The 12106-nt window shown below is 70.8% G+C and carries 10 protein-coding genes, 2 tRNA genes and 2 pseudogenes; 4 read left to right on the top strand and 10 right to left on the bottom strand.

The window, feature by feature from the left end; all coding sequences use genetic code 11:
- Positions 1-54: 54 nt before the first annotated feature.
- Positions 55-1587: an FAD-dependent oxidoreductase gene (locus ACQPWZ_RS31335; RefSeq protein ID WP_433573029.1), complete on the bottom strand. Its 1533-nt coding sequence runs from the start codon at positions 1585-1587 to the stop codon at positions 55-57.
- Between the two features lie 13 nt (positions 1588-1600).
- On the bottom strand, positions 1601-2563 hold the full coding sequence (locus tag ACQPWZ_RS31330) for a TIGR03557 family F420-dependent LLM class oxidoreductase (RefSeq protein WP_433573028.1): 963 nt from the start codon (positions 2561-2563) through the stop codon (positions 1601-1603).
- A 367-nt stretch (positions 2564-2930) separates the two neighbouring features.
- Between ACQPWZ_RS31330 and ACQPWZ_RS31325 the strand changes: the two genes are divergently transcribed.
- Both ACQPWZ_RS31325 and ACQPWZ_RS31320 read left to right on the top strand, forming a co-directional pair.
- Positions 2931-4115 (top strand): zinc-dependent alcohol dehydrogenase, encoded by a 1185-nt coding sequence (locus ACQPWZ_RS31325; RefSeq protein WP_433573027.1) that lies wholly within the window; start codon positions 2931-2933, stop codon positions 4113-4115.
- 2 nt (positions 4116-4117) lie between these two features.
- Positions 4118-4432, top strand: a pseudogene (locus tag ACQPWZ_RS31320) (thiamine pyrophosphate-requiring protein); the annotation flags it as partial.
- Between the two features lie 117 nt (positions 4433-4549).
- Here ACQPWZ_RS31320 and ACQPWZ_RS31315 read toward each other — a convergent pair.
- Positions 4550-4626 (bottom strand) — tRNA-Pro (locus tag ACQPWZ_RS31315).
- A 125-nt stretch (positions 4627-4751) separates the two neighbouring features.
- On the opposite strand from ACQPWZ_RS31315, the gene ACQPWZ_RS31310 reads away from it, so the two are divergent.
- On the top strand, positions 4752-5219 hold the full coding sequence (locus ACQPWZ_RS31310) for a DUF309 domain-containing protein (RefSeq protein ID WP_433573026.1): 468 nt from the start codon (positions 4752-4754) through the stop codon (positions 5217-5219).
- An 8-nt stretch (positions 5220-5227) separates the two neighbouring features.
- Here the strand turns inward: ACQPWZ_RS31310 and ACQPWZ_RS31305 are convergent, their stop codons facing one another.
- Genes ACQPWZ_RS31305 through ACQPWZ_RS31295 form a run of 3 tightly spaced genes read right to left on the bottom strand, consistent with a single transcriptional unit; the run spans position 5228 to position 7982 of the window.
- Positions 5228-5860 carry a LutC/YkgG family protein gene (locus ACQPWZ_RS31305; protein WP_433573025.1) on the bottom strand — a complete coding sequence of 211 codons (633 nt, stop codon included), beginning with the start codon at positions 5858-5860 and terminating at the stop codon, positions 5228-5230.
- Positions 5857-7275 (bottom strand): LutB/LldF family L-lactate oxidation iron-sulfur protein, encoded by a 1419-nt coding sequence (locus tag ACQPWZ_RS31300; RefSeq protein ID WP_433573024.1) that lies wholly within the window; start codon positions 7273-7275, stop codon positions 5857-5859. Before ACQPWZ_RS31300 ends, ACQPWZ_RS31305 begins: the two co-directional genes overlap by 4 nt.
- Positions 7272-7982, bottom strand: a complete 711-nt coding sequence (locus ACQPWZ_RS31295; protein WP_433573023.1) for a (Fe-S)-binding protein — start codon at positions 7980-7982, stop codon at positions 7272-7274. The genes ACQPWZ_RS31300 and ACQPWZ_RS31295 overlap by 4 nt, the downstream gene beginning before the upstream one ends.
- Before the next feature lie 72 nt (positions 7983-8054).
- On the opposite strand from ACQPWZ_RS31295, the gene cobF reads away from it, so the two are divergent.
- The gene (cobF, locus tag ACQPWZ_RS31290) at positions 8055-8810 is read left to right on the top strand and encodes a precorrin-6A synthase (deacetylating) (protein WP_340476624.1); all 756 of its coding nucleotides are present in this window, start codon (positions 8055-8057) and stop codon (positions 8808-8810) included.
- Here the strand turns inward: cobF and ACQPWZ_RS31285 are convergent.
- From ACQPWZ_RS31285 to ACQPWZ_RS31270, 4 genes and pseudogenes are all read right to left on the bottom strand, one after another.
- The gene (locus tag ACQPWZ_RS31285; protein WP_433573022.1) at positions 8779-9540 is read right to left on the bottom strand and encodes a cobalt-precorrin-6A reductase; all 762 of its coding nucleotides are present in this window, start codon (positions 9538-9540) and stop codon (positions 8779-8781) included. The genes cobF and ACQPWZ_RS31285 overlap by 32 nt on opposite strands.
- A 62-nt stretch (positions 9541-9602) precedes the next feature.
- Positions 9603-10822: pseudogene (locus ACQPWZ_RS31280) on the bottom strand (cytochrome P450).
- Between the two features lie 146 nt (positions 10823-10968).
- Complete coding sequence (locus tag ACQPWZ_RS31275) at positions 10969-11724, bottom strand: sulfite exporter TauE/SafE family protein (RefSeq protein WP_405574312.1); 756 nt, start codon at positions 11722-11724, stop codon at positions 10969-10971.
- A gap of 83 nt (positions 11725-11807) precedes the next feature.
- Positions 11808-11884: transfer RNA gene (locus tag ACQPWZ_RS31270), tRNA-Pro, on the bottom strand.
- Between the last annotated feature and the right edge of the window lie 222 nt (positions 11885-12106).

Here is a 12106-nt window from a genome sequence, read left to right as displayed (position 1 = left end):
GCGTCACTGTAATCATCCCTGGTCAGAGCACTCAGGGCGCCTTTCGCGCGTCCGTCAGAGTTCTTCCAGAGGCCGGGTCGCCGGGCCGTGCAGGACGGATCCGTCCGTGGCGAAGCGGGAGCCGTGGCACGGGCACTCCCAGGTCCGCTCGGCGTCGTTGAACTGCACCAGACAGCCGAGGTGGGTGCAGCGCGCGGACAGGGACCGGACCTCTCCCGATGCGTCGCGGTAGACCGCGCAGTGCTTGCCTCCGACGCGAACGACCGCCCCGCTACCGGGCGCGACCTCCTCCACCGAGTCGACATGGCTCGTGTGCAGCCGGTCTCCGACGAAGTGCTTCGCCACCCCGGCCTGGAACGTGGCCAGTTCGGCCGTGTCCCGTACGGCCGGCAGCCGGCGGGGGTCGTACAGCTCCGTCCAGGGCGGGCGTGGTCCGCCGGCGATGTGGGCCATCAACAGCCGCCCCGCCATGACCCCGTTGCTCATCCCCCAGCCGCCGAAGCCGGTCGCCACATAGAGGTGCTGCGTACCAGGATGAGCATGACCGACGTACGGCAGGTGGTCGTGCGAGTCGTTGTCCTGCGCGGCCCACCGGTAGGTCTTCTCCGCGGCGGCGAAGCCCGCGATCCGCTCATCCGCCCAGGCCTCCAGCCGGGCGTAGCGCTCCCGCACCCCACCCGCACCGGGCTCGAACGACTCCCCGGTGAGGATGACCAGCCGCCGGCCCTCGTCGTACGGCGCGCTGCGCAGCGACCGCGTCCCCGACTCCGGGCTCAGATACATGCCCTCGGGCGCGTCCGCCGTCGGCACGGGCGCCGCGAGGACCAGTTCACGGCGGGGCTTCAGCCGGGTGAACAGAAGAGTCCGGTCGAAGACCGGATAGTGGGTGGCGATGACGGCGTCGCTCGCGTCGACCGTGGCACCGCTCTCGGTCGTGAGGTGGCAATGCCGCCCGTCCCGCAGGCCCGTGACCCGCGTGCGCTCATGGATGCGGCCGCCGGCCCGGACGAACCGTTCGGCGAGACCGAGGAGGAATGTGCGGGGATGGAACTGCAGTTGGCCCTCCACGCGTACCGCTCCGGCCACCGGGAAGGGCAGTTCGGTGTCGGTCACGAAGGTGGCCTCCAGGCCGGCCCTGCGCGCGGTGTCGGCCTCCGCGCGCACCTCGTCCACCCGCTTCGGATCCTCCACAAAGGTGAAGGCGGGGACCCGTTCCAGATCGGCGTCGATGCCCAGCTCGGCACAGAGCGCGGCCACGTGCTCGACGGCGTCCTGCTGGGAGAGCGCGTACAGCGCTGCGCTCTCGCCGCCGTGCCTGGCCTCCAGTTGTGCGTAGTGCAGTCCGTGCAGGGAGGTCAGCTTGGCGGTCGTGTAGCCGGTGACGCCCGAGGCGATCCGGTCGGCCTCCAGGACGACGACGTCCAGACCGGCCCGCCTGAGTTCCCAGGCGGTGACCAGCCCGGCGATGCCGCCGCCGATCACCGCCACGTCCGCCGTCGTCCGCGACCGCAGGGGCGGATGGTCCGTGGCGGCGGTCGTGGCCATCCAGTACGACTCGTCGACGGTCGGGCGCTGGGTGAGGGCCATGGTTCCTCCGGGGTCAGCCTGCGTCCCGCAACCGGGGCAGGACGCTGGTGCGGTAGAAGTCGAAGAACCCCTGCTGTTCGGGTCCGATCTGGTTGACGTAGACCTCGTCGAATCCGGCCTTCGCGTAGGCCCCGACGGTCGCCACATGCTCATCGATGTCATCACCGCAGGTCACGCCGTCACGCACCATGTCCTCGGTGACCAGCTCACTGGCCTGCTCGACGTGCTTGGGGGTGGGCAGGATCTGGGCGAGTTCACCGGGCAGGAACTGGTTCGGCCAGAGCCGGTGCACGGTCTTGACCGCCTGGTCGCGGTCGGTGCCCCAGCACACCTTGAGCCCGCCGATCACCGGCTTCTGCCCGCCGCCTGCCTTGCGGAACTGCTCCACCAGGCTCTCGTCCGGCATCATCGTGACGAGTCCGTCCGCGATGCGTCCGGCGAGGGTGGCGGCCTGCGGTCCGAAGCCGGAGACATAGAGGGGCGGCGGCTGGTCGGGGACGGTGTAGAGGCGGGCGTTCTCGACGGTGTAGTGCTTGCCGTGGTGGGAGACCTGCTTGCCGGTGAAGAGGTGGTTCATGACCTGGACGGCCTCCTCCAGCATCTCCATCCGCTGGTCGGCCTCCGGCCAGGCGTCGCCGTAGATGTGCTCGTTGAGAGCCTCGCCGGTGCCGATCCCGAAGCGGAAGCGTCCTTCGGTGAGCACCGCGGCGGTGGCCGCCGCCTGTGCGTTGATCGCGGGATGCATCCGGACCGTCGGGCAGGTCACGAAGGTGGTCACCGGCAGTGACGAGACCTGGGACAGTGCGCCGATCATCGACCACACGAAGGAGCTCTGCCCCTGTTCGTCGTTCCACGGATGGAAGTGGTCCGAGATGGCCAGGGCCTCGAAGCCGGCCTGTTCGGCGGCCCTGGCCTGGGCGAGCAGCTCTGCGGGGGTGAATTCCTCGGACGAGAGAAAGTATCCGTAGGTGGTCATGACGCTCCTTCGGCGGTTCACCCCCGTTTCCCGGACCGAACGCTGGGCGAGTAACCGCTCACCTGCGCCTCAAACGACCCGCCTGCCCATTCAGCGCGGTGCGCCCGCCGCTGTCCGCAGGCCGGTGACCAGCCCGGAGTACGCCGCCTCCCGGTCCATGGCTCGCAGGACGGCCGAGGGGGCTTTGCGCGCGCGCCCGGGCCGAGCACGGTCCCGGTGGCGTCCTCGAACAGCGGCCAGCCACGGCAGCGGGCCGCCGCTCGCCGGAGCGTCGGCAGCCCGCTGTTCGGTCTGGGATGAGTGCCGATATCCGGGGGACTCGGAAGACATCACGCCGGTCGAGCCGTCACGACATGAGGAGGACAGCATGCGAGCACTGACCTGGCAGGGAAAGCGGGACGTGCGGGTGGAGACCGTGCCCGACCCTCGGATCGAGGAACCGACGGACGTGATCGTGAACGTCACCTCCACCGGGATCTGCGGCTCGGACCTCCATCTGTACGAGGTGATGGGCCCCTACCTGGACCCGGGCGACATCCTCGGCCACGAGGCCATGGGCGTGGTCGAGGAGGTCGGCGCGGACGTCTCCGCCCTCTCCGTCGGCGACCGCGTCGTCATCCCGTTCAACATCTCCTGCGGTGACTGCTTCATGTGCGGGCAGGGGCTCCAGTCCCAGTGCGAGACCACGCAGAACCGCGAACGGGGCACCGGCGCCTCCCTGTTCGGCTACACCAAGCTCTACGGTCAGGTCCCGGGCGGGCAGGCCGAGTTCCTCAGGGTTCCGTTCGGCAACACCCTGCCGATCAAGGTGCCCGACGGCCCGGGCGACGAGCGGTTCGTCTATCTGTCCGACGTCCTGCCCACCGCCTGGCAGGCCGTCGAGTACGCCGGCATCCCGAAGGGCGGTTCCGTCACCGTTCTCGGCCTCGGACCGATCGGTGAGATGGCGGCACGCATCGCCCGGCACCGCGGCGCCGAGCTCGTCATCGGTGTCGACCTGGTCCCGGACCGGCTGACCCGTGCGGCCGCCCACGGCGTCAAGGGGCTCGACCTTCGCCGGCATGGCAAGAACCTCGGCGACGCCGTCCGCGATCTGAACGACGGGCGGGGCACCGACGCCGTCATCGACGCGGTGGGCATGGAGGCCCACGGCGCGCCGGTGGTGAAGGCCGCTCAGTGGATCACCGGGCTGCTGCCCGACGCCGTCGCCGAACGCGTGATGGAGCGCGCGGGCGTCGACCGGCTCAACGCCCTCTACTCGGCGATCGACATCGTGCGGCGCGGCGGCACCATCTCGATCTCGGGTGTGTACGGCGGCGCCGCCGATCCCCTCCCGCTGCTGACCATGTTCGACAAGCAGATCCAGCTGCGCATGGGCCAGGCCAACGTCTGGCGCTGGGTGCCCGACATCCTGCCGCTGCTGTCGGACGAGGACCTGCTCGGCGTGGAGGGGTTCGCGACCCACACCATGCCGCTCGAGGACGCGCCGAAGGCGTACGAGATGTTCCAGCAGAAGCAGGACGGAATGATCAAGACGCTCCTGAAGCCCTGACCGTCGTCGCCATCGCCGGTCGAACGAACCGCAGCGCCATGGGCGGCTCGTACCCGCAGGAGGTCGACCTGTCCAGGAACTCGAATACACCCCGCCCACACACGAGTTCACGATGGTCCCGTCCAGCCTCGGCATGGCTCCCTACGCCCCGGTGCCGGACGACGCCGACATCACCCGCGCGGCGGACCTGCTTCAACGAGGGTGAGAAGGCCGCCGTTCTCGTGGGCCAGGGCGCGCGCGGCGCCCGTGCGCGGGTCGAGCAGCTCGCCGACACGCTCGGCGCCGGCGTCGCCGAGGCACTGCTGGGCAAGGACGCATCGGCGCCGCGTTCGCCCACCCTGGGCGTCCGCCGATCGCGCTCGTCGGGGGCGGGTGGTGAACCGCGAAAAGGTCGTACCGGATGTTCCGATACGACCTCTGACCCGCGTAAACGCTGGTCGGGACGACAGGATTTGAACCTGCGACCCCTTGACCCCCAGTCAAGTGCGCTACCAAGCTGCGCCACGTCCCGATGCGTACCTGCGCCGTTCCCGGCCGGGCACGCAGGAGAAACACTACCCCACTCTCCGGCACGGGCTGACGCCCGGCCGGGCGGGCGGATGCAGGTCCGGCGGGGCGGGAGGGACAATCGGGAACGTGGACGCATCACGCAGGGACCGAGACGACGACGGGCGCGCACGCAACGCCCGGCCCCGCGACGGGCTCGGGCGGCCGCTGCCGTACGGTGCGCCCGGTGTGGAGCGGCAGCCCGAGGGGATCGTGCGCTCCCCCGAGGAGACGTTGGCCCAGGCGCAGCGGCTGCTGGACGCGGGCAAACCGTTCCACGCGCACGAGGTGTTCGAGGACGCGTGGAAGTCCGGACCCGAGGAGGAGCGTGAGCTGTGGCGGGGCCTGGCGCAGCTCGCGGTGGGTCTGACGCATGCCGCCCGCGGCAATGGCACGGGCGGGGCGCGTCTGCTGCTGCGCGGCGCCGACCGGATCGTCGGATTCGGTGACCCGCACGGTGTCGACGTGTCCGGTCTCGCCGCCTGGGCGCGTGAACTCGCGGGGCGGCTCGACGGCCCGGTGGACCCGGTCGCCGAGGCTCCCCGGCTGGCGCTCTAGCCGGGGTCTCACCCCTGGAGAAGGATCACTTCCAGGGTGCGGGGGCCGTGGACGCCCTCGACGCGGTCCAGTTCGATGTCGCTGGTGGCGGACGGACCGGAGATCCAGGTCAGCGGGCGGGTCGGGTCCAGGCGCGGCATCGCCTGCGGCACCGAGGCGACGACCTGCTCGGGGGCGCGGACGACGCAGATGTGCAGATCGGGGACGAGGGTGAGTGCCCGGCGGCCCTGTCCGGGGCCGGCGTCGAGCACGATCGTGCCGGTCTCGGCGATCGCGAGCGCGCAGCCACTGACCACGGCGTCGGTCGCGTCGAGTTCGTACGCCGTGAGCGGTCCGGCGTCACTGCGCCGTTCGGCGGCGGTGGCCGCGAGCCAGTCCTCGGGCAAGCCGTCCGGCACCGCGACCGACCGTGCTCCGTGCCCGGCCAGCCGTTCGCCGATCAGTCCCGGCAGCGCCGATGGCGTACTGCGGTGCACGATCGCCCGGTAGTCGGCGAGGTTCTCGTGCAGCAGGTCCAGGACGACGGCCGGATCGTCCGGCGTGTGGGTGGCCAGATAGTCGCGTGCGGCTTCGGGCACGTCGGGCCCGTCGCCGACGGCAGTTCGGATCCGGCCGAGGATGCGGTCACGTGAGGAGGTCATCCGCGGTTCTTCTTCCACCAGTCGCGGAAGGACTCCGCGGGCACTTCGGGCAGTTCCCTGCTCGCGGTCCATCCGCCGGCGCCGGGCGGTCTCGCCGGATGGAATCTGCGGGTCCTCGACGCGAGGCGCTCACCGGCGGCGAGGGCGCCGGGGTGATTGAGCACCCAGCCCGCCGCCATGATCGCGGCCTTCTCCAGCCGGTGCCCCTTGCCGCCCTGCTGCGCGACCGACTCCCGCAGATGGACGAGGACTTCGGGGATGTCGATGGCCACGGGGCAGACCTCGTAGCAGGCGCCGCAGAGCGACGAGGCGTACGGCAGGGAGGCGTCGATGTCGCTCCGGATGCCGCGCAGTTGAGGGCTGAGGATGGCTCCGATGGGGCCGGGGTAGACCGAGCCGTAGGCGTGACCGCCGGCGCGTTCGTACACCGGGCACACGTTCAGGCAGGCGGAGCAACGGATACAGCGCAGTGCCTGCCGGCCGACCTCGTCGGCGAGGGTGTCGGTGCGGCCGTTGTCGAGAAGGACCAGATGGAAGGCCTGCGGCCCGTCGGCGTCCGCCGTCCCGGTCCACATGGACGTGTACGGGTTCATCCGCTCAGCCGTCGAGGAGCGGGGCAGGGTCTGGAGAAAGACTTCGAGATCCCGCCAGCTGGGCACGACCTTCTCGATGCCGACGACGGAGATCAGGGTCTCGGGCAGGGTCAGACACATGCGTCCGTTGCCCTCGGACTCGAAGACGACCAGGGTTCCGGTCTCGGCGACCATGAAGTTGGCCCCGGAAACGCCCACCTTGGCGCGCAGGAACTTCTCGCGGAGGTGGAGCCGGGCCGCCTCCGCGAGTTCGGCCGGGGTGTCGGACAGTCCGTCGGGCGCCGCCCGCCCCCAGTCCGCCATCCGGCTGCGGAAGATGTCGCGGATCTCGCCGCGGTTGCGGTGGATGGCGGGGACCAGGATGTGGGAGGGCCGGTCGTCGCCGAGCTGCACGATCAGCTCGGCCAGGTCCGTCTCGTACGCGGCGATGCCCTCGGCCTCCAGCGCTTCGTTGAGGCCGATCTCCTGCGTCGCCATGGACTTGACCTTGACGACCTCCCGTTCGCCGGTGGCCTTGACCAGATCCGCGACGATGCGGTTGGCCTCGTCGGCGTCGGCGGCCCAGTGCACCACGCCGCCCGCCGCGGTCACCCGCTCCTCCAACTGCACCAGATAGCGGTCCAGGTGACGGAGCGTGTGGTCCTTGATCTCCTTGCCCGCCTCCCGCAGCAGCGACCAGTCGGCGAGCTCGGCGACGGCCTTGGCCCGCTTGTCGCGGATGGTGTGGGTGGCGTGCCGCAGATTGGCCCGCAGGGTCGCGTCGTGCACCGCTTCCTTGGCGGCGGCGGGGAAGGACGGCATACCGAGATACGTCCCGCTCATACGTGGGGCTCCTCTTCCGTGGCGCTGAGGATCTCGGCGATGTGCAGCGCGCGTAGCGGCTCGTCCTGGCGGCGGATGATGCCGCCGATGTGCATCAGACAGGAGTTGTCCGCGCCGCACAGGACGGAGGCCCGGGTGGCGACGGCGTTTCGGACCTTGTCCTGGCCCATGGCCGCGGAGACATCGGGGTTCTTGACGGCGAAGGTGCCGCCGAAGCCGCAGCACTCCTCGGCGCCGGGGAGCTCGCGCAGCTCCAGGCCCTTGACCGCTTCGAGGAGCCTGCGGGGTCTGTCCCCGAGCCGCAGCATGCGCAGGCCGTGGCAGGAGGGGTGGTAGGTCACGGTGTGCGGGAAGTACGCGCCGACGTCGGTGACCCCGAGGACGTCGACCAGGAACTCCGTCAGCTCGTACGTCCGCGACGGCAGACCGGTCTCCCCGAACTGCGGATAGTGGTCGCGCACCATCGCCGCGCACGAGCCGGACGGGGTGACGACGTACTCGTACTCCTCGAAGACCCGGGCCGTCCGCTCGACCAGGGGCCGCGTCTCGCGCCGGTACCCAGTGTTGAACTGGGGCTGGCCGCAACAGGTCTGCCCGGCCGGGAAGTCCACCTCCACTCCGAGCCGTTCCAGGAGTCTCGTGGTCGCGATGCCGGTGGCCGGAAAAATCGCGTCGTTGACGCAGGTGACGAAGAGTGCGACACGCATGGTCGGAGGATATGCCGCGACCGCGGACCCCGGTAGGTCCCGCGATCAGCCGGATGGGGCAGACTCGGCGGGGTGAGGAAGATCTATGTGATCGGCATCGGGGCGGGCGACCCCGACCATCTGACGCTCCAGGCCGTCAAGGCGCTGAACAAGGCGGATGCCTTCTTCATCCTCGACAAGGGTGAGGAGAAGGCGGATCTGACCCGGCTGCGCCGGGACATTCTCGACGCGCACATCGACGACCCCGGATACCGGCTCGTCGAGGCCCGCGATCCGGAGCGGGACCGTCAGACATCGGACTACTCCCCCGCAGTCGACGACTGGCGCCGCCGCCGCGCCGATCTCTACGAGCGGTTCATCGCCGAGGAACTGGCCGCCGACGAGTGCGGGGCCTTCCTCGTCTGGGGCGATCCGGCGCTGTACGACTCCACACTCGGCATCCTGGAAGAGATCCTGGAACGCGGCGCGGTCGCCTTCGACCACGAGGTCGTTCCCGGTATCAGCAGCGTTTCCGCCCTGCTGGCCCGGCATCGCACCGGTCTGAACCGGGTCGCGCGCCCGGTGCAGATCACCACCGGCCGACGGCTCGCCGAGGGCTGGCCGGAGGGGGTGGACGACGTGGTGGTGATGCTCGACGCCCGGCAGGCGTTCACCCGCCATCTGGACCAGGACCTGTACATCTACTGGGGCGCGTACGTGGGCACGGAGGACGAGATCCTGGTGTCGGGCCGGCTGTCGGAGGTGTCGGACCGCATCGAGGAACTGCGGGCCGCGGCACGCGCCCGCAAGGGCTGGATCATGGACACCTATCTGCTGCGGCGCGGCTGAGCAGCGCGAGCACTCCGGGTACGTCCTCGGCGGCCGGTACTCCTTCGGGCACGGGCGGCCGGCGGACCACGACGACCGGCAGCCCCAGCGACCGGGCCGCTTCGAGCTTGGCCGCGGTGGCCGGTCCCCCGCTGTCCTTGGTGACCAGCACATCGATGCGGTGGGTCCGCATCAGGTCCAGCTCACCGTCGACGGTGAACGGGCCGCGGGCCAGGACCGTCTCGGTGTGCGGCGGCAGGGGCGGTTCGGGGAGCTCCACGGACCGTACGAGAAAGTGCAGTTCGGCGAGTCCGGCGAAGGCGGCGAGGCCGAGCCGCCCGGTGGTGAGGAAGATCCGCTGCCCCAGGGCCGGCAGCTGCGCCGCGGCGTCTGCGAGGGAGAGCGCGTCGTGCCACCGGTCGCCGGGGCCGGTGTGCCAACCGGGCCTGCGCAGGGCGACGAGCGGGGTGCCGGTGAGCGCCGCGGCCCGGGCGGCATGGGTGCTGATCACTTCCGCGAACGGATGGGTGGCGTCCACGACGGCGTCCACACGCTCGGCGCGCAGCCAGGCGGCCAGTCCCTCGGCGCCGCCGAATCCGCCGATGCGCACCTCACCGGCCGGCATCCGCGGCCGTGCCACCCGCCCGGCGAGCGAGGTGGTGACCCGGGCGCCGCCGGGCACGGCGAGCTCGGTGGCGAGCTGCCGCGCCTCGGCCGTGCCGCCGAGGATCAGGATGTGCGTGCCGGTCATGGCCCGAGGCTACGTCGCCGCGGCTCGCGGCCCCGACCGAGGGCCCCGGAAGCCCCGGCCTCTCAGTGGACGAGGTGCAGGGCCTGAGGTGAGCGGTGGATCAGCGTGGGGAGCATCACCGGCGGTGGCCGGTCCTCGTCGATGCGCAGCCCGGGCATACGGCGCGTGAACAGCTCCAGGGTGAGCCGCAGTTGTTCACGGGCGAGCCGGGAGCCGGGGCAGCCGTGCGCCCCGTGCCCGAAGGCCACATGCTGCCGCGAGGGGGGACGCGTGATGTCGAAGACGTCCGCCCGCTCGTGGCGCCGCTCGTCCCGGTTGGCCGATCCGTACGCCACCAGCAGCGTTGCTCCTTCGGGCAGCTCGGTCCCGGCGACGGTGACGGGCCGCGTGGTGACCCGCCAGCCTGCACGACGCTGTCGTAGCGCGCGGCCTCCTCGACCGCGGCCGGGATCAACTCGGGTTCCGCGCAGAGCAGTTCCCACTGGGGGCGGTCGCTCAGCAGATGCAGGAAGGCCGTGCCGATCAGCGCGGTGGTGGTGAGGTGTCCGGCGATCAGAAAGTTCTGGAGATGGGAGACGAGCTCGTGGCGCTGGTCGAGGGTGAGTTCGCCGTCACCGGGCGCGAGCGCCGCGACCATGCCCGAGCAGAGGTCGTCGCGCGGGTTCTCGCGTCGCTCCCGCACATGGCCGTCCAGGAGTCTCTGGAGGGCGACGACGTCCTCGGCGGCCCTGATCTGTTCGTCCGTTCCGAGCGGGCGGAACAGCAGTTGCTCGGCGCGGTGGCCGCCGTACACGACGGCCGGTACGTCCACCGGGTCGAGGCCGATCAGCCGTCCGACGACCTGGCCGGGCAACTGCCGGGCGTACGTCTCCATCACTTCGAAACGCCCGTCCGCCGCGAAGCTGTCGACGAGGGTCCCGGCGCGCTCGACGGCGAACGGCACCAGGGCGGCGACCCGCGCGGCCGACAGCCCCCTGCTGAGCGGAGCCCGATGGCGCTGATGGGCCGCCCCGTCGCTGGAGACCACGGTGGGGCGGCCGCCGAACCCCCGGCCGAGGATCTCCATGGCCGGGGGCGAGGGCAGCACGTCGGGCAGCAGGGCCCGCCGCGAGGAGAAGTCCTCCGGTCTGCGCAGGACCTCCCGTACGTCCTCGTCCCGCGCGACCAGCCAGGCATCGAACTCGGGGACGAAGGTCAGGCCCTCGCTCCGTCGGGCTCGCTCGTACAGCGGATAGGGGTCGCGGTACAGGTCGTCGAGCCTGGCGTGATCGGCTCTGGCCACGCGGCGCCTCCGGGGCGGCAGAAGGACCGGCGGCCGGCCACCGGTCGGTCCGGCCATGGTGCACCCGCGCAAAGGCGCCGGAAAGTACACCCGCCGGCGAGGGCGCCGTTCTCGGCCGGTCTTCGGAGCAGGTGCTCGAACGGCTGTCAGAACAGCAGCAGTTGGAGACCGCCGAGCACGGTCGCCGCGATGACCAGCCGTTCGAAGAGCACCTGGTCGATGCGGTCCGCGCACCATTTCCCGAGCATCGCTCCCGGCAGGACGAACAGGACGAGGACCGCGTCCAGCAGGAGCGAGGTCCGGTCGATGAGCCCGAGCCCCACGCTGAACGGCACCTTGGACACATTGACGATCAGGAAGAACCACGCGGACGTGCCCAGGAAGCCCAGCTTCCGGAAGCCCGCGGAGAGCAGATACAGGGACATGACCGGACCGCCCGCGTTGGCGACCATGGTGGTGAACCCGCTGAGCACCCCGTACGAACGCGCCTTCAGCCGGCCCCGCCGGCTCTCCGACGACGGCGGTTCCTCGTCCCCTGCCGACCGGCGGCGCAGTCCGGTGACGCCGGCCATCAGCAGCAGAATCGCCCCGATCGAGGTACGCACGACCTGGTCGTCGGCCCAGAACAGGAACACGGTGCCGACCACGACGCCCGCGGCGACCGCCGGGAACAGCCGCAGCAGCGTCGGCCAGTGCGCATGGCGCCGATAGGTGAGCACCGCGACCACATCGCCGGCGATCAGGATGGGAAGGAGGACGCCTGTCGACTCCCGGGCAGGGAGTACGGCGGCGAAGACCGCCAGACTGACGGTGTTCGCACCGCTGACCGCCGTCTTGGAGAACCCGACCAGCGCGGCCGCGGCGGCGAGCGCGACCAGTCCCCAGCTCACAGTGATGTCCATGCCAGGAACCGATGGTACGGCCACGGAAAACCGAAAAGGCCGTACCGGATGATTCCGATACGGCCTCCGACCTGCGAAGTCGCTGGTCGGGACGACAGGATTTGAACCTGCGACCCCTTGACCCCCAGTCAAGTGCGCTACCAAGCTGCGCCACGTCCCGGTGCCCGTCTGACCTGGGGTTTCCCCCGGCCGAACGCGCATGAGAACAATACCGCACTTCCCCGGGTGGTCACGAACCCCTTTCCGCACGGACGGCGCATACCGGACCGGCCCACAGGAGCGCTTGACCTCAACCAAACCTGAGGTTGCACGGTGGTCCTCATGACGAAGACAGCGACCACGCGAGCAGCGATCCCACCGGACCTCGCCGCATCACCCGAGC

Source organism: Streptomyces sp. CA-251247 (assembly GCF_050952975.1).
Taxonomy (GTDB): Bacteria; Actinomycetota; Actinomycetes; order Streptomycetales; family Streptomycetaceae; genus Streptomyces; species Streptomyces achmelvichensis.
The sequence above is the reverse complement of the archived record's forward strand: the minus strand, read 5'-3'. Positions and strand labels throughout refer to the sequence as shown.

What these genes read in the sequence shown, in the direction of transcription:
- ACQPWZ_RS31295 (WP_433573023.1), bottom strand. Translation starts at nt 7,982, where the DNA reads ATGCGTGTCGCACTCTTCGTCACCTGCGTCAACGACGCGATTTTTCCG.
- ACQPWZ_RS31275 (WP_405574312.1), bottom strand. Translation starts at nt 11,724, where the DNA reads ATGGACATCACTGTGAGCTGGGGACTGGTCGCGCTCGCCGCCGCGGCC.
- ACQPWZ_RS31305 (WP_433573025.1), bottom strand. Translation starts at nt 5,860, where the DNA reads ATGACCTCCTCACGTGACCGCATCCTCGGCCGGATCCGAACTGCCGTC.
- ACQPWZ_RS31300 (WP_433573024.1), bottom strand. Translation starts at nt 7,275, where the DNA reads ATGAGCGGGACGTATCTCGGTATGCCGTCCTTCCCCGCCGCCGCCAAG.
- ACQPWZ_RS31325 (WP_433573027.1), top strand. Translation starts at nt 2,931, where the DNA reads ATGCGAGCACTGACCTGGCAGGGAAAGCGGGACGTGCGGGTGGAGACC.
- ACQPWZ_RS31285 (WP_433573022.1), bottom strand. Translation starts at nt 9,540, where the DNA reads ATGACCGGCACGCACATCCTGATCCTCGGCGGCACGGCCGAGGCGCGG.
- ACQPWZ_RS31335 (WP_433573029.1), bottom strand. Translation starts at nt 1,587, where the DNA reads ATGGCCCTCACCCAGCGCCCGACCGTCGACGAGTCGTACTGGATGGCC.
- ACQPWZ_RS31330 (WP_433573028.1), bottom strand. Translation starts at nt 2,563, where the DNA reads ATGACCACCTACGGATACTTTCTCTCGTCCGAGGAATTCACCCCCGCA.